This window comes from Borreliella bissettiae DN127 (genome assembly GCF_000222305.1).
Taxonomy (GTDB): domain Bacteria; phylum Spirochaetota; class Spirochaetia; order Borreliales; family Borreliaceae; genus Borreliella; species Borreliella carolinensis.
Window position 1 is genome coordinate 91,014 of the sequence record NC_015921.1, and the last position, 16,939, is coordinate 107,952.

Below are 16,939 nucleotides of genomic sequence, written 5' to 3' on the forward strand. Positions count from 1 at the left end.
CCCTAAATTACCTTTTTAAAATTTATCAATTCATTCAAAGCATACTCCAATTTATTAAACTTATAATCTTTAAAAGAAGAAAGATTCATGTCTAAAAGATTTTGCCTTAATTCATTTATAAAATCTCTTGCTTGAAGTTTATCAGAAAACTCAAAGTTGGCTTTAAGAATGTTATAAACTATATCAAACATATAATTTTGACGCTCTGAATTTACAGCAGCATCAACAGAATCAAATGAATTTTGTTGTAAATAGCATGCATCAAGAAGTTCCGATTTCAAATAAATTAAAAAATCCTCGTTACTTATGCCCTCCTCCCCAACAACTTTCATCATCTGATTGATTTCGTTGCCTTTTACCAAAAAAGATCTTGCATATTCCGTCTTTTCAGAATCAATAACACCTTTATATTTGCTCCAAGATTCAAGAGGGCTAATTGCTGGAAATTTCCTAGCATCAGACCTTTCTCTTGTAAGTCCGTGAAATGCTCCTACAACCTTTAAAGTTGCTTGAGTAACTGGCTCTTCAAAATTACCACCAGCAGGGCTTACAGAACCACCAACTGTTACAGATCCAATATCGCCATTATTAAGAACTACAATGCCTGCCCTTTCATAAAAGGAAGCAATAATAGATTCAAGATATGCCGGAAAAGCCTCTTCACCTGGAATTTCTTCAAGACGACCAGACATTTCTCTCATAGCTTGCGCCCATCTTGAAGTTGAATCTGCCAAAAGAAGAATATCAAGTCCCATTTGCCTGTAATACTCACCAATAGTAATAGCAGTATAAACAGAAGCTTCCCTGGCTGCAACTGGCATTGAAGATGTATTACAAATAATACAAGTCCTATCCATTAAAGATTTACCTGTTTTTGGATCCATTAACTCAGGGAATTCCTTAAGAGTTTCTACCACTTCTCCTGCTCGCTCACCACAAGCTGCAATAATCACCACATCAACATCAGCATTTCGACTTGTAACCTGTTGAAGAACCGTTTTTCCAGCCCCAAAAGGTCCCGGAATGCAAAAAGTTCCACCCTTGGCAACTGGAAAAAATGTATCTATAATCCTCGTTTGAGTCAACATAGGCTCACTAGGAATAAGTCGTTCTTTATAATTAGTAATAGGAATTTTAACAGGCCAATGAAAAGACATTGTAATGCTATGCTTCATGCCAGAATCATCTTCAATTACAGCAATTTGCTCATCAATCGAATAGTCACCATCATTTACAATCTCCACAATTTTATAAGAATCTCTTTTATAAAATGGAATCATTATTTGGTGGTGAACAGTTCCCTCAATCACAAAACCTAAAAAATCTCCCGCAATAACGATGTCTCCAACCTTGGAGGTTCTTTTAAAATTCCACTTTTTATCTTTATTCAAGGGCCTTAAATATACTCCCCTTTCTAAAAAAAATCCACATTGAATAGCCAATTCGGGCAAAGGATTTTGAAGCCCGTCATACACTTGAGTTAAAAGACCTGGCCCAAGTTCAACTGTTAAAAGCTTGTCTGTAAATTCAACTAGATCCCCAACAGATATGCCTTTTGTCAATTCAAAAACTTGTGCATCAACTTCATTGCCTCTAACACGAATTACTTCGGCTTTTAAATTTCTACCAGCGGTCTTTACAAATAAAACTTCATTCATAGAAACTGAACCTTCTACCTCAATAGTAACCAAGTTTCCATTAACTCCAACGACTTTTCCTTTTGTATTCATTTAAATTCCTTTTCTAAACTTTTTCATTAGTTTTATCAATTAAATTTTTACAAATATTGTCAAAATTTTGAATACCCAATTTTTCTTTAAATAAATTATGCCTTAAAAATAACCTTAGCTTTAAAAAGTAAATTATTAATTTCTCAAAATCAAATTCATGCCCAACCTCAAGATCAGTTAAAAATTGCCACTTAAGAAGATCAAAACTTAATTCTATTTCAAAAGGATTTTCTTTCAAACAGATATTTTTCAAAATACTCAGATAGTAACTTGAAAAGTAAGTAGATTCTAAATAGAAATCCTTAGACAACCCCAATTTTTCTGCCCTTAAAACCGCAAGTGTATATCTTATTGCATCTTCAAAATCAAAGAAAAGATCAATAACTTTTGACTTACCCCTATCTACCTTAAATTCTAACAACCCTTTTAAAAAATCAAAGTCCTTTTTACTTAAAGAAATTTCGACATTATTCAAAAAATCTGAAACACTATAATTTTTCAAAGATTTTAAATCAATATAAGGCAAAGAAGATAAAACATAATAATATGAATCCAACACAAAAGTCTCCTAGACCACTTTTATAACTTCCTTAAATCTTGGATTAAGATAATCAAAAAGAATGCCTGCAATAGTTTCAGCTGAAAAATCATAATGCAAACTAATATTCTTTTTTTGAATCTTAAAACCTTTGCTTATGCCTCTGAAAGGTCTAAGCTCCATTCCTTCCTTAAGTTTATTGCCAAGCTTTAGTTTTAATATCTGCTCTAAACTAGAAAAATCAGATTCATTTAATTGAATAACTAATTTTTCTCCCTTGGCCCATGAATCTGTTATTTTAATTATAAGCTCTGCTAAGAAATTATTATCACTAAAAACTTCTGATACATTATCTTTTAAAGCATTTTCAAAAAGAGATTTAAGATTCTTTTCAACGCCAATAATTAAATCCCTGATGGCCTGACGAGAAGCTTCAAGAGCATGAGATTTATAATCATTGGCTTCTTTTTCTGATTTTACCTTTAATACTCTAGCGGCTTCTTCTGCTCTAGCAACTATTTCTTCTGCCTCTCTTTTAGCCTTCAAAATAATATCACTAGATACTCGCTCAGCTTCTTCAAGCCCATCTTTTTTAATTTTATTTATCAGATCCTTTACTTCAAATTGCATTAAAACTCCTTATCATACAACATAAAAATAATAACTTAACACCTATTAGCAAGCAAAGCTTTTCAAAAGCATACAATAAATTTTTAATATCAAAAATTTTACAATATTAAAAAATATATCAAATTGACGCAATAATATTTCTTTGATGAATATATTTATTCTCAATTATTAGAAATAATACAACCATTAAAAAAATGGCCCAATAATTTTATAAACATTGCCATCAAGCACTATATCAAGATTTTTGCTTGGAAATTTATTTTTAAGTCCTTCTCTAAAGATTTCAATACCCCTTTTATTTATCTTATCCCAAAATTCACTATCAACAAAATTTAAAGTTAATATCTCAATAATAATCAAATAACCTCTTCCAAACTTAGATCCATAACCCGACGTAAAAGTTGTTGTAACGCTAAAAAGACCATCCAAAAGACCATTCGCGGCCTTGCCCCTAAACGGCCTGTTGGGGTGAATATCATAAGAATTGCCAAATTCATTCTCAAGCACAAAATCAACATCAAGGCAAATGTGAAACAATACATTTTCAAATTCATTAAATTTTGATATATTCACCTAAATTAAATCTCAACTATAGTTTTTCCAGACCCGCCATCACTAGGGTGAGCAAAATAATATTTTCTAACAAACTTCAATTCCTTTAGCAAATTGTGAACTTCTCTCATAAGATGCCCCTCACCTTTTCCATGAATGATCTCAAATTTATTAATGCCATTTAATATAATATTATCTATTTTCTTATTCAAAAAGTCTAGAGCATCAACGGCTCTCATGCCCCTAATATCAACGGTAAGACTTAATAAATTCTCCTTATCATAATCAATTGAAAAGTTAAAATTTTTACCATCCTCTTTTTTTTCTTTAAAGTTTTCCAAAGATATCTCTGAGCTAGAAACACTAACATTAAAAGCACCTACATTAACAGTAATCTTCTTTTTTGAAATCTCAACTATTTTCCCTTTTGCATTAGAATTAAGTATCTTAACCCTGTCTCCTATTTTAAAATTTGCAGCCATATTTCTCTTATTGTTAAGAGAATTTACTTTATTTAACTTAAGGTCTACATTTTTTTTCAAATCTGATATAAAAGCTTTATTCTTTGCAACATTAATATTGCCCTCTTTTATCTCTCTAACCAAATTTTCTAAAACTTTTCTTGAATTTTTTAAAAATTCATTCTGCTCATTTAAAAGCTCTGTCTCAATATTTTTTTCCTTTAATAAAAGATCTTGATGAAAATTTTCTATCTCTTTTTCTCGCAATTCTATTTGGATTAATTTCTTATTCATATTTTCTTTAATTAAAAGCAAATCTTTTTCTTTTTCTATTAATTTTTCTAAAATTTCATTAATTTCTGTTTTTTGAGATGAATAAATTTCATTAGCACGAACTACTATACTCCTGTCAATCAAAGCCCTACTAGCAACATTAAACGCATAACTTTCACCAGGAATGGAAAAAATTAAATTATAATTGGGCTGCATCGTTTCTAAATCCATCCGCATAGAGGCATTAATAACACCCTTATGGGTATATGCAAAATATTTAAGAGCATTATAATGCGTTGATATTAAAACATAAGGATTAATATTGATTAAATATTCAAGAATTGAAATAGCAAGCGCCTGACCTTGATCAATGTCCGTCCCTGAGCAAAATTCATCAAATATTACAAGGCTATTTTTTGTAGTATGTTTTAAAATATAAGAAATATTACTCATATGGCTTGAAAAAGTTGAAAGAGAATTAGAAATTGACTGCTCATCACCAATGTCAATAAAAATGTTATCAAAAATTTTGAAAGTACTAGACTCACCAACAGTAATAGGAATTCCAAATTGAAACATTGCGCTAAGTAGTCCAATTGTCTTTAAAGTTACTGTTTTCCCACCAGCATTAGGGCCAGTAATAATTACAACACGGTTCTCAGAAGGAGTAAAAGTTATTGCCTTTGGATCCTTTAACAAAGGATGATGTGCATCAAAAATATTTAATATATTTGAAATCTCAGGGAATATCCCTTTAGTTTTGATTCCATAAATCGCTCGTGCTTTTAAAGAATCATAATACAAAAAATTATTATAAAGATTATTTAAAAGAACAATGTCGTTATGAACTTTAGCAGAAAGATTTTGTAAAATTTTTAAAATTATTCTTTCTTTTTCTAAACTCAAATAATTTAACCTATTGTTATCGTTTAAAATATCATTTGGTTCAATATAAAATGTTTCACCTGATGATGAAATAGAAATAATATTGCCCTTAATTTTACCTTTAAAATTAGACTTAAGAGCAAGGGTATATTTATTTGATTTATAATAAACAAAATTAGAAGTCAAATATTCTGCATTCAGACTAATTATTCTTTTTATCTGATTTTCAACTCGCCTATTTAAATTTTTAATTTCAAATTCAATCGAATCATATTCTTTTACAACACCACTTTTCAATTCAAGAGAATCAACATCTATATGTTCTTTCAATTCATTAAGCAAATTTTTTAGTTCTGGGTTTAAAAATAATAAATCAGATAAAATTTGAACATTAAGATGCTTGATATCACTATTTTTATGCAAAAATAAATTTATTCTTAAAATCTCATCTAAAAACACTACAATATCTTTCAAATTTTCAATAGAAACTCTTGAATTTTCTTTTGATAATAATGAAATAAGATATTTTAAACCATTTATAAAAGAGTTTGGATATCCTTTATAACTCTCAAAAAGCATTCTAATCAGACTTACAAAGGAGAACATTTTCTCTAAACTTTCTCTTGTTTTTAATATTTTTTGATTCCTTAGTAAATCAACAGTGTCTGGATTAGAAACGTACTTAGATACTAAAGATAAAATTTCATAAAAATCGATATTTTTTAAATATTTATCTTGCTTATCTTGCATAATTTTTATAATTTTTAAGCTCTGACAAAATCTTTAAATAGCTTTCGTATCTAAGTTTAGAAATACCATTGCCTAAAGAACTTGTAACAGAACAACAAGGTTCGCTAACATGCAAACAAGATTTATATTTGCAAAAACTAGCAAAATTTTCAAACTCTTTAAAATAATACTTAAGACTCTCAAAAGGCAATGTTTCAATTCCAAACTCCTTTATTCCTGGAGTATCAACTATTATTCCACTCTCAGAATGAAATGATATCGAATAAACGGTGGTATGCTTTCCCCTGGAATATTTATGTGAAATTTCATTTACCGATTGAGAAGCCCTTGAATCAATTAAATTTATCAAAGAAGATTTACCAACACCAGACTGGCCAATAAAAGAAGTTCTTGAATTTTTCAAAACCTCTTTCACTTCTTTAATGCCCTCAGAAGTTTTAACAGAAGTTTTTAAAACTTTGTATCCTAGATTTTCATAAATTTCAGAAAATTCTTGCGCCCTTTGACTTATTCCTTTGTCAATTTTATTAATTACAATAACAGGAACAATATTTTGCTCTTCTGCAACAACAAGAACTCTGTCAATAAAAAAATTTTTCATCTCGGGGAAATTAGCAGAACTTACAATCAAAACATTATCAATATTAGAAACAATTGTCTGCCTAAGATCTGCTTTCTTGTTGTAACGCCAAAGAATATTTTTCCTATTTACTCGCTTATCAATATACACCTTGCGAGAACCATAAATATACCCCAAGACTATATCCCCTGGAACTAAAGGACTATACTCCTTGCAACCTGTTTCTAATACTTTACCCTTAAAAATTCCTTCATAAATTAACTTACTGCTAAGCTCTAAAATAGAGTATATATTATTCACTCCCCAAATAACTTCAAATTCAAGATAATTCAAACTATCATTCCTTTAAAGCGGAGATTATATTTTTTGCAAAAATTTTGATAAAAAGTTAAATTTTTATTTTCGGTCAAATAAAACTCATCTACAAAATCAACATCATTTTTATAATAATTACCCTTATGTTCAGAAAAATTCATTGATCTAATAAGATTTTGTACCACTAATTCACGATTCTCGTAAACAGGAATTTTTAAAAAATCTTCTATCATTGCCTTAAGATGCAAATAATGCGTGCATCCAAGAAAAACAATTTCTCTACCAGTATTTACAACTTCAAATTTTAAATCTTCCAAACATCTAAGAGCATCTTTTTTGTACCTCTTTCCATATTCAACAAAATTAACAAGCTCCCCAGCAGATTTTACAAGCAAATCATTGTGTATATTTACTTGATCCTTAACAAATTTGCTTTCAAGGGTAGTATTTGTTGCAATCAAAAGAACCCTTTTTAAAGCAAGATCTGAAACTGAACTTATCTCTGGCAAAGTATAAACTACCGGAAAAACAAAATTCAATTTATTGTGTACACTAACAGAAATTGTATTGCAAGCTAAAATTAATGCGCCAATATTATAGATTTTTTGAAGTTTTTTAGTTAACAACAAAACTGCTTCTAAAAGATATTCAGGACTTTTTTCTCCATAAGGAAAGTTTTTATTATCGGCAATATAAACATATTGAAATCCCCCTATTTTACTTTTAATATATTTAAAATAAGAAAGTCCCCCTATTCCTGAATCAAAAACAATTATTACTTTCTTGAAATTTTTCATTACAAAATAATAATCACCCCTAAAAAATAAAGTATAAATATTAACAAAGTTAATATCAAGAATTAAAATAATAAAAATTGTTAAATGTTTTTTTTAAAAAAAGTTTTAAGTTATAATAAAATTGATTTAGCAATATTAATAAATATTTAGGGTGATAAATAAAATGTTTACAAGCATTAAAGATATTTTAAAAAAGCCAATTTTAAACAGCAATATTACAATAAACGGCTGGATTAGAACAAAAAGAAGTAATGGTAAGATTGGATTTATAGAAATTAATGACGGCTCAACACTTAAAGGAATTCAAGCTGTAATAAATGAAGAAGAAAATCAATTTAGTGAAAAAGATCTAAAAAAATTAACAACCGGAGCAAGCATATCGTTAACAGGCCTATTAGTGGAAAGCCCCGCAAAAGGTCAAAATTATGAAATAAAAACACATAATTTTAACGTAATCGGAGAAACAGACCCAGAAACTTACCCATTGCAAAAGAAAAGACATTCTTTTGAATTTTTAAGAGAAATACCTCATTTAAGAATACGAACCAACACATTTGGGGCTATTGCTAGGGTAAGAAATAAAATTTCATACAAAATTCATGAATATTTCCAAAAAAATGGTTTTTTTTATATTAATACACCAATAATTACATCAAATGATGGAGAAGGTGCCGGAGAAATGTTTAGGGTTTCCACACTAAAATTTAATAAACCAAACAATGCACTTAACAATATTGATTTTAAAGACGATTTTTTTGGAAAAGAAGCTTTTCTCTCTGTCACCGGGCAATTGCACGGGGAAGCATACGCGATGGCTTTATCTAAAATATATACATTCGGCCCAACATTTCGAGCAGAAAATTCTAACACCACACGCCACGCTTCAGAATTTTGGATGATAGAACCAGAAATGGCTTTTTATAAGCTTGCCGACAATATTACACTAGCAGAAGATCTTTTGAAATATCTTTTAAGTTCAATTTTAAACGAATGCTCACAAGATATGGATTTTTTGGAAAATTATATTGAAAAAGGCTTAATTAAAAAACTAGAAAATGTAATAAATTCAAATTTTGAGGTTATTACCTATACTAAAGCAATTGAAATTCTTGAAAATTCAAAAAAAAATTTTGAAACAAGGCCCTGCTGGGGAATAGATTTGCAAACAGATCATGAAAGATACTTAACAGAAGAAACTTTTAAAAAACCAGTAGTGGTCATTGATTATCCAAAAAATTTCAAAGCATTTTACATGAAAGCAAATAAAGACAACAAAACTGTTAAAGCAATGGACATACTTGTTCCAAGAATTGGAGAGATTATAGGGGGAAGCGAAAGAGAAGATGACCTGCAAAAATTAGAAAATAGAATAAAAGAATTAAACCTAAACATTGAAAATCTAAACTGGTATCTTGACCTAAGGAGATTTGGCTCGACTCCTCATTCTGGTTTTGGACTTGGACTTGAAAGATTGGTGCAATACTCAACAGGAATATCTAATATAAGAGATTCAATACCATTCCCAAGAACCCCTAAAAATCTTTATTTTTAATCAACCTAAAGGAAACAAAAAGATGAAATTAACAAAACTTTACAAATTAATGCTACTCTTTCTTTTTGTAACAAGATTATTTTCAGTAAAAGATGAAAAATTAAACAATAAATTGGAATTATTTTCAAATGTAGAAACAAAAATAAAAAAAAATTCAATTTTAAAAAGAGATCCAAATAGTGAAAAAAATATAAATTCCAATATATACATACAAAAATCAAAAAAAATTAATTACCCCAACAGAAATTTAGACAAAAATATAAATCAAAAAACTGCAAATGCTGTAAACCTTACAACAACTAACTATGTTAAAGTTTATCCTAGCTATAAAGGTGATAACTTTCAAGAAATTAAAAATAATAATAAATTCCCAGTTAAAACCGAAAAAACTCATATGCTAATCGGCCCAATATTAAAAGATAATCTAGGAATAATTATTAAAATGCTAAAAACAAAGGGATACACTTTAATAGAATATATAGAGGACAATAATTAAGATTTATTTTTTGCCAAAAATCTTAAAACCTCATTAAGTTCATCATCTATACATTTAAAACTATTCTTATATTCATTTTCATTTAATCCTGTCAGCTCATGATTTCCATAATGAATCCAAGTATTTAATTCTTCTTGATTAGAATATTTATTAACATAATAATCAGGAATATAATCTACAAATCCATGATCCTTATAATCGTAAACTGCTATTTTAACATTTTTACTCTCTATGCCCTTTTTTAAAACTTCATTTCTCAAATAAACAATAGTACGCCCCGTATCAAAAATGTCATCAACAAATAAAACTTTATCGCCTGCCCTTAAATATTTTGGATCATAAGTCCAACCATCTATCATTATCTTTTTTTGCTCATTAAAAATATCATAAGATCTAGCAACAACAGCAGCATATAAAAGGGGTTTATCTACTTTTACAAATTTAAAAAATTCGCTAATAATATTGCCAAGATAGGCTCCTCCTCTCAAAGAAACATACATAATATCTGGAATAAATCCATCTTTATAAATTTTATAAGCCAACTTAAATCCATTAATTCTTATCTCTTCATAAGAAACATATTTCTTCATAATTAAAACTTATCCCTTTTATTCTTTTCTAATAACAATAAAATTTATTTAATCAAAATATTTTAATGCAAACTAACGCATAATAATTGCATAAAACAAAAAAGGGTTAAGATCAACTCTTAACCCAAAACTAAAACTTACTAAAATGAAATTTTAAAAGAATCATTTCCTCTTAAAATTTTATAAGTATTTTTTCCAACCCCAAGAGCATCATAAAATTCTCTTAAATTAGAAACACTTTTTGAATTTACAGAAAGAATTACATCTCCTGACTTCATCTTAATATTTGGTGCTAAATTTTTATCAATATAATCAACAACAACACCTTTAATCCAATTTCTTAAATTAAGCTGAGCTTTAATATCCTCAACTAATGGATACACAACAAAACCAGGAAGCATCTTTGAAGAAGAAAGCTCTTTATCCTTAGGTCTAACAGCAAGAACAATCTCAATATTTTTTTTGATATTACCTCTTAAAATTTCTACATTTACTTTCTCGCCCGCATAAAAATCGCTAATATATGATGTAACATCTTGGAAAACACTCATGGACACCCCATTAACCTTCACAATAATATCTCCTGCCCTAAGTCCTGACTTAACAGCAGGTGAACCTGGATAAAGAGAAGCAATAATTGCAGCTGAAACATCATTACTTTCAACCCCCAAGCTTTTTAGCACCTCAGAATCTCTTGTCTTTAACGGATAAAAAGAAATTCCAAGCCAAGCCGATTCAATTTTTTTACCTTTAAGGAAAAAATCTACAGTACTTTTAATATTGTTAACAGGAATTGCAAAACCTAAACCAATATTTCCACCAGAATTTGAAGCTATCCAAGCATTAATTCCAATAACCTCACCTTTTATATTTACAAGAGGACCACCTGAATTACCTCTGTTGATTGCAGCATCGGTTTGAATAAATAAATTCCTTGATTGCAAATTAGGATTTGCAGAACGCTGCAAACCACTTACAATACCTGCTGTAACTGTAAAACTAAATTGAAAAGGACTGCCTACTGCCATAACCCAATCGCCTATTTCAAGCTTATCACTATCTCCAAGATCAGCTACTTTAATAGTTGCGTCGTCACTTTCAAAGCTAATAAGAGCAATATCTTTTTTTTCATCTTTGCCAATTAACTTAGCCTTGTGCTTTTTCTTATCATAAGATACAACCTCAAGTTCGGTTGCCTTATCTACTACATGACTATTTGTAACCACATAAAATAATGATTTTTTTTGAGAATCTCTACCAATTATTACTCCAGACCCTGCCCAATTGCTCTTTCTCTCAGAATCAAATTCTGGCATATCAAAAAAGAAAAATGGAATAGGAAAACTCTGCTTGATTACACCTGTTGCATGAACTTCTACAGATGATGGTAAAATTTTCTTGGAAACTTCTCTAAAAGAATCTTGCAAGGCTCGTACTGTATTGTCCTTTTCTTCTGCAAAAACAATGTTGCTTCTATTAGAATCTAAATAATGCATTCCAATAAAAAACCCAATACCCAAAGCCAAAAAACTAAGAAGAAATCCAGAAAAAAACTTTTTTTCCACTTTTATAACCTCCACATAATTACTCGATTTTACAAAAAATATTTAAATATTTGATTAATTTGAAATTTAAACTTCACTTAAAATTAAAGGCAATCCATCAACAACAGCAACAGTATGTTCAAAATGTGCAGAACAACTAAGATCAGATGCAAAAACAGTCCAACCATCACTTTTTATTGAAACCTCGTGCCCCTTTAAGTTTACCATAGGCTCAATAGCCAAAACCATACCCTCTTGAATTCTAATATTTTTAAAAAAAGGTGCATAATAATTTGGAACACTTGGTTCTTCGTGAAGTTGAAATCCAACACCATGACCTGTATATTCTCTAACTATTCCAAAACCAAAGGGCTTTATATAACCTTCTATTGCTTTTGATATATCTAAAATTCTATTTCCCACTTTCATTTCAGCAATACCTTTGTAAAGAGAAGCATTTGTAACTTCTAAAAGCTTGTCAATACCAGGATCTACATTCCCCACTTTAAAAGTTTTTGCCATATCACTATAAAACCCATCAAGAATAACTCCACAATCAATACTAACAATATCCCCAACAGCTAATTTTCTTTTTCCGGGAATGCCGTGAATAACCTCTTCATTAACAGATGCGCAAATAGTGCCCTTAAACCCACGATATCCCTTAAAAGCAGGCTTAGCTCGATTTTTAATAATAAAATCATAGGCTATCAAATCAAGCTCCTTAGTACTAATACCAGGAACAATATTTCTCTCAACTTCTAACAAAGTAAGCGCCAGCAAGTTTGCTGAAGCTTTTATTTTTTTAATCTCATCTTTAGATTTCAATCTTAGTTTAGTCAAAATTCAACTTCCTTTCTCTGAGTGTATCTATCATATTTTTATAAAGCCTTCCTTCATCAGTTTCGTAAAAAGAATAAGAAGCCAAAATGGACTCTTTGCCTTTTTCCATTTTTCCCAAATAAAGATAATTAATTCCCTGTTTTAGGTAGATTTTTGATACAAGCTCACGTTCATGGTTAGTGCTAGAATCTTTATCATAAAAACTACTAGGCAATAAAGATATTCCTTTATTAAAATATTTTTCCGCTTCTTTATAATCTTTTTCAGAAAAGCTTAAAACTCCAAGATTATAATAAATTCCAAACATATATTTTTGAGATTTATTGTCAAAAATTATCTTTTTTGAACTAATAAAATCTCTCTTAAGAAAATAATAATAAAATTTATAAAAATCATACCAATCCTGTTTATTTTCAGAAAAATTATAAATTCTAAAAAATAAATCCAGGTCCTTTAAATCTGAATAAAGCAGCAAATTCCAAGCCAAAAATTGTGCAATACTAGAATTGTATTCAGTCTTATAAAATAGTCGCCACAAATAAGATTTTTTCGCCTCATACTTAGAATTTGCATAATTTAATGCAAAATAAAGTTTAAAAAATAACGGATCTTCCTTGTAATTAGCTATAATTTCATTAGCTTTAAAATAATTTTTAATTCTAAAGTATATGTTTGCTAAATAATAATTTATTATCTTATTATCTTTAAACACCTCATTAGCCTTATTTAAATAAGAAATTGCTCTTTTATGATCATTCTCACTATTAGCTATAAGTGCAAGATTTAAATAAACAAGAACATTGTAATTAGGAAATTTTGTATAAAGCTTTAAATATTCATTTTTAGCATTCTTAATATCTCCTTTTTTGAAATAAGCATCAGCAAGCAAAAAAAGCAAAGTGGGGTCTTCTTCATTTTTAATGGACTTAAGATTGGAAATTGTAAAATCCAAATCATTAAGATTATACGAAATATATGCAAGCTCTTTCAAAAAATTTTTGTCTTCTTTAATTTTGAAAAGTATACGCTTAGCGGCATCTATGTTTTTTTTCTCTATATACAAAAGCATTGCATTTATTAAAAATGCATTATTTTTAAGATTTAAACCTATCTCTTCAAAAATACGAACATCCTTTTCTTTATAGATTTTATCAATAAATTTGTTAAAATCTAAAACCCCATTATCTACACTTAAATTTTTAATAAAGACTTCATCACAAAGCCCTTGATATTCTTCGCTATTTAAAAGATATTGATTTGCAATTCTATAAGCGTCTTTTAAAAGCCCAATTTTAAGTTTAGAATAAACTTCCAAAGCTCTTAACTTCAAATTTCCCGGCAAAACTTTAACACCAAGATTTACTATCTCCCCCATAAGATGATAATCACCTGTATTTAAAGCCCAAAGCTTAGCTCTTTTAACAAGAGCTAGCCATTTAAATTCAGTATTAGCATAATATGATGAAAATAGCATTGCTTTTTTAGCATCAGTGAATTTTTTTTTATCAATATAAAAATCAATCCCCATAATAAGCTTGCTAAAATCTTTCTCACCTTTTAAAAAGTATAAAATATTGGGATCAAAATATAAATAAAAACCCCCTAAAAAAACCGATAATAAGAATAATAAAATGAACACTAAAGTTTTATTTTTTTTCAATACAACTCTCCATATTTTTAAGTAAAGCATCAAGTATACCATTTATAAACTTGTAAGAGTTTTTACTGCCATATTTCTTGGCAATCAAAATTGCCTCATCAATTACAGCACGTTTTGAATTTTTAAAATTTTGGAACTTCAAAGAATAAACGCTCATTCTAAGTATTGCAAGATCAACCTTATCCATACGATCTAAAGACCAATTCAAAGAAATATCCCCAATCAAACTATCAATATGCTCTAAATTATTAAAAGTACCATTTACTAAAGAAGAATAAAACGATTTAATAGATTCATTTTCTATGTCCAATCCTTTATCCTCAATATTAAAAATATCAAAAATATCATCCATTGCACTTTGATTAATATCAACGCTATAAATCTTTTGAAAAGCTAAAACTCTAATTTCATGCATTAAATCCATAATAAAATTATATAAATAAAAATATGTTTTATTTTAGACTAGAATCCAAGATTTGTATATTTGCAGACTTGTTAAGCTTACCATACATATCTTGCTGCACTTGAACAACAATTTGCTGTTGTTGAACATTAATCATATTATTTCTTATTGCATCTTTGACAATCAAATCTGCAGTAGGAGACACTTTATCATTCAACCCTAAAAATCTCTGAGCATATTTTTCTGTAACCTTAATAATATGAAACCCTTCCTTTGAAGCAATTGGCGAAGATATATCACCCTTATTAAAATTAAAAACCTCTTTCACAAAATCGGCTCCAAGAAGATTTTGAGCGCCTTGATCACCCCTTGATAAAAACCCAAGATCGCCATTTTTAGCCTTAGAAGACTCGTCATTTGAATATTTTCTTACAGCTTCTTCAAAAGTAATTTTTTTTGATCTTATTTGGCTTAAAATATTTTTTGCTTGATCTAAAACATCTGATCTTTTTTTATCTTTAGTAGAAAAAAATACATGACTAACTCTTGAAATATCCGGATTTACAAATTTAGTTTTATTAGCCTCATAATACTCAACAATTTCTTTCTCACTAGGGGTTTTGATTTCAGAAAACTTTGGCTGAGCTTGCTTTAAAACAAGTTTTTGGGAAGACAGAGATCTTTTCATTGAAGACAAAAGCTCGCCCCAATTTGTACCTTGTTTTTCTATCATCTGCTTGATTTGCTCATCAGTAAAATTCACAAGCCCAAATTGAGTTCTAATTGTTTGCATAACCTCATCATCTGAAATTTTAATTCCTTGTTTTGAAGCCTCTTGGCTAAAAAGAACATCTGCTATTAAAACTTGCAAAACTTGCTTTTTCTCAGCAGCAGTTAAGTCTCTACCTTGAGTCTTTTTAAATATATCAACCTTAGAATCAAACCCGGTTTTAGTAATAATTTCACTCTTATGTAAATTAATAATAGCAACAGGAGTATTTTGAGCAAAAGAGTTAATCCCCACAGTTCCCAATATTACCCAAAATAAAAAACTCTTCATAACATAACCTCTTATTAACGAATCACTTACCCACTAATTTAACAAAATTTTACATTTAAATCTAGTTAATAAAACATTTTCATCTATACAAAAAACTAGAAATTCCTTGTCCACCACCAATACAAATAGATACTATTCCTTTTGTTTTATTCTTCATTTTCATAGATCGAGAAAGTGTTAATAAAATTCTTGAACCACTAACCGCAAATGGATGCCCCAAAGCAATAGCACCGCCATTTACATTAATAATATTACTGGTTATATTATATTTATTAAACAAGGCCTTTTCAATGCTTAATGCTTGAGCTGCAAACGCTTCATTAACCTCAATCAAATCTATTTCGCTAGGGTTTAAACTTAATTTATTAATAATGCCTTCAATAGCCATATAAGCTCCAAAACCCATATAAAGTGGATCAAGACCAACGCTTTTAAATCCCCCAATATAAGCTAATGGGCTTATCCCTAAGCTTTTTACTCTTTCCTCGCTTGCTAAAATTAAAAAACAAGCTCCATCATTTAAACTAGAGGAATTTCCGGCAGTTACTGTACCCGATTCTTTAAAAACAGGATTAAGAGATGCTAGCTTATTTAAAGTTAAATTATCTCTTATTTCCTCATCACTTGAGACAATCCGGCTAGAGTTGGTCTTCCTGTCAAAAACAGTCAAGGGATAAATTTCATCTTCAAAATATCCAAGTTTTCTTGCCTTTAATGCCTTTTCATGAGAATTAAATGCAAATGCATCTTGCATTTCCCTTGTTATTTTATATTTTTCTGAGAGATTTTCTGCAGTAAGCCCCATAGAAATAAAATTTAGAGAATCTATTAAAGCATCTTTTTGGATTGAATCTTCAAGTCCAAAATTACCAAATTTAAGGCCATCAAATCTAATCTTTCTGGGTAATAAATAAGGAGAATTGGTTAGATCTTCTACCCCTCCAGCTAGAACAATATCATTGTCCCCAAGAGCAATAGAATTAAATGCAAGCTCCAAAGCCTTAAGGCCAGAACCACAAACTTTATTAACGCTAAATGCGGGCACAGCATCGCCCAAACCAGACTTTAAGGCAATTTGTCTTGCAATATTTTGACCAAGTCCTGCAGATATTACATTGCCAATAATAACCTCATCCACTTCACATAACTTATTTCTTTCAAGTAAAGCTTTAACAATTTTTGAAGATTCATCAATAATGTTCAAACCCCTAAAAGAACCTCCAAACTTGAAATTAGGGGTCCTAAGTCCATCAATAATAGCTACCTTTTTTATCACAACT

At 29.3% G+C, this 16,939-nt stretch carries 16 protein-coding genes; 2 read left to right on the plus strand and 14 right to left on the minus strand.

The annotated features are described in order from the left end of the window. Window positions 1–2 precede the first annotated feature (2 nt). The 7 genes from BBIDN127_RS00455 to murI form a co-directional block, all read right to left on the minus strand. Entirely contained in the window at window positions 3–1,730 is a 1,728-nt protein-coding gene (locus BBIDN127_RS00455) for a V-type ATP synthase subunit A (protein WP_014023351.1), read from the minus strand. Between the two features lie 13 nt (window positions 1,731–1,743). Beyond that, on the minus strand, window positions 1,744–2,289 hold the full coding sequence (locus BBIDN127_RS00460; RefSeq protein WP_014023352.1) for a hypothetical protein: 546 nt from the start codon (window positions 2,287–2,289) through the stop codon (window positions 1,744–1,746). A 9-nt stretch (window positions 2,290–2,298) separates the two neighbouring features. Further along, window positions 2,299–2,898: a V-type ATP synthase subunit E gene (locus BBIDN127_RS00465; protein WP_014023353.1), complete on the minus strand. Its 600-nt coding sequence runs from the start codon at window positions 2,896–2,898 to the stop codon at window positions 2,299–2,301. A gap of 186 nt (window positions 2,899–3,084) precedes the next feature. Continuing rightward, window positions 3,085–3,471, minus strand: a complete 387-nt coding sequence (locus BBIDN127_RS00470) for a hypothetical protein (RefSeq protein WP_014023354.1) — start codon at window positions 3,469–3,471, stop codon at window positions 3,085–3,087. Window positions 3,472–3,476: 5 nt separating this feature from the next. Next, window positions 3,477–5,819, minus strand: coding sequence for an endonuclease MutS2 (locus tag BBIDN127_RS00475; RefSeq protein ID WP_014023355.1), 2,343 nt, complete (start codon window positions 5,817–5,819; stop codon window positions 3,477–3,479). Beyond that, window positions 5,809–6,732, minus strand: a complete 924-nt coding sequence (rsgA, locus tag BBIDN127_RS00480) for a ribosome small subunit-dependent GTPase A (protein ID WP_014023356.1) — start codon at window positions 6,730–6,732, stop codon at window positions 5,809–5,811. Before rsgA ends, BBIDN127_RS00475 begins: the two co-directional genes overlap by 11 nt. After that, the gene (gene murI / locus BBIDN127_RS00485) at window positions 6,729–7,511 is read right to left on the minus strand and encodes a glutamate racemase (RefSeq protein WP_014023357.1); all 783 of its coding nucleotides are present in this window, start codon (window positions 7,509–7,511) and stop codon (window positions 6,729–6,731) included. Before murI ends, rsgA begins: the two co-directional genes overlap by 4 nt. A 163-nt stretch (window positions 7,512–7,674) precedes the next feature. On the opposite strand from murI, the gene asnS reads away from it, so the two are divergent. Next, window positions 7,675–9,063 (plus strand): asparagine--tRNA ligase, encoded by a 1,389-nt coding sequence (gene asnS / locus BBIDN127_RS00490; protein WP_014023358.1) that lies wholly within the window; start codon window positions 7,675–7,677, stop codon window positions 9,061–9,063. A 22-nt stretch (window positions 9,064–9,085) separates the two neighbouring features. Next, complete coding sequence (locus BBIDN127_RS00495) at window positions 9,086–9,559, plus strand: hypothetical protein (RefSeq protein WP_014023359.1); 474 nt, start codon at window positions 9,086–9,088, stop codon at window positions 9,557–9,559. Here BBIDN127_RS00495 and BBIDN127_RS00500 read toward each other — a convergent pair. The 7 genes from BBIDN127_RS00500 to BBIDN127_RS00530 form a co-directional block, all read right to left on the minus strand. Beyond that, window positions 9,556–10,149: a phosphoribosyltransferase gene (locus BBIDN127_RS00500; RefSeq protein ID WP_014023360.1), complete on the minus strand. Its 594-nt coding sequence runs from the start codon at window positions 10,147–10,149 to the stop codon at window positions 9,556–9,558. The two genes, BBIDN127_RS00495 and BBIDN127_RS00500, sit on opposite strands and share 4 nt — an antisense overlap. Before the next feature lie 140 nt (window positions 10,150–10,289). Continuing rightward, window positions 10,290–11,714: a DegQ family serine endoprotease HtrA gene (htrA, locus tag BBIDN127_RS00505; protein ID WP_014023361.1), complete on the minus strand. Its 1,425-nt coding sequence runs from the start codon at window positions 11,712–11,714 to the stop codon at window positions 10,290–10,292. A gap of 66 nt (window positions 11,715–11,780) precedes the next feature. After that, window positions 11,781–12,536 (minus strand): type I methionyl aminopeptidase, encoded by a 756-nt coding sequence (gene map, locus BBIDN127_RS00510; RefSeq protein ID WP_014023362.1) that lies wholly within the window; start codon window positions 12,534–12,536, stop codon window positions 11,781–11,783. Then, window positions 12,529–14,196 carry a tetratricopeptide repeat protein gene (locus BBIDN127_RS00515; RefSeq protein WP_014023363.1) on the minus strand — a complete coding sequence of 556 codons (1,668 nt, stop codon included), beginning with the start codon at window positions 14,194–14,196 and terminating at the stop codon, window positions 12,529–12,531. Before BBIDN127_RS00515 ends, map begins: the two co-directional genes overlap by 8 nt. Then, window positions 14,183–14,611 carry a transcription antitermination factor NusB gene (nusB, locus tag BBIDN127_RS00520; protein WP_014023364.1) on the minus strand — a complete coding sequence of 143 codons (429 nt, stop codon included), beginning with the start codon at window positions 14,609–14,611 and terminating at the stop codon, window positions 14,183–14,185. Before nusB ends, BBIDN127_RS00515 begins: the two co-directional genes overlap by 14 nt. Window positions 14,612–14,648: 37 nt before the next feature. After that, window positions 14,649–15,659: a peptidylprolyl isomerase gene (locus tag BBIDN127_RS00525; RefSeq protein WP_014023365.1), complete on the minus strand. Its 1,011-nt coding sequence runs from the start codon at window positions 15,657–15,659 to the stop codon at window positions 14,649–14,651. Between the two features lie 79 nt (window positions 15,660–15,738). Next, window positions 15,739–16,935 (minus strand): acetyl-CoA C-acyltransferase, encoded by a 1,197-nt coding sequence (locus BBIDN127_RS00530; protein WP_014023366.1) that lies wholly within the window; start codon window positions 16,933–16,935, stop codon window positions 15,739–15,741. Between the last annotated feature and the right edge of the window lie 4 nt (window positions 16,936–16,939).

Coding starts and splice junctions, on each gene's coding strand:
- BBIDN127_RS00455 (WP_014023351.1), bottom strand. CDS start 1,730: ATGAATACAAAAGGAAAAGTCGTTGGAGTTAATGGAAACTTGGTTACT.
- BBIDN127_RS00525 (WP_014023365.1), bottom strand. CDS start 15,659: ATGAAGAGTTTTTTATTTTGGGTAATATTGGGAACTGTGGGGATTAAC.
- asnS (WP_014023358.1), top strand. CDS start 7,675: ATGTTTACAAGCATTAAAGATATTTTAAAAAAGCCAATTTTAAACAGC.
- nusB (WP_014023364.1), bottom strand. CDS start 14,611: ATGCATGAAATTAGAGTTTTAGCTTTTCAAAAGATTTATAGCGTTGAT.
- BBIDN127_RS00500 (WP_014023360.1), bottom strand. CDS start 10,149: ATGAAGAAATATGTTTCTTATGAAGAGATAAGAATTAATGGATTTAAG.
- BBIDN127_RS00495 (WP_014023359.1), top strand. CDS start 9,086: ATGAAATTAACAAAACTTTACAAATTAATGCTACTCTTTCTTTTTGTA.
- BBIDN127_RS00475 (WP_014023355.1), bottom strand. CDS start 5,819: ATGCAAGATAAGCAAGATAAATATTTAAAAAATATCGATTTTTATGAA.
- BBIDN127_RS00465 (WP_014023353.1), bottom strand. CDS start 2,898: ATGCAATTTGAAGTAAAGGATCTGATAAATAAAATTAAAAAAGATGGG.
- murI (WP_014023357.1), bottom strand. CDS start 7,511: ATGAAAAATTTCAAGAAAGTAATAATTGTTTTTGATTCAGGAATAGGG.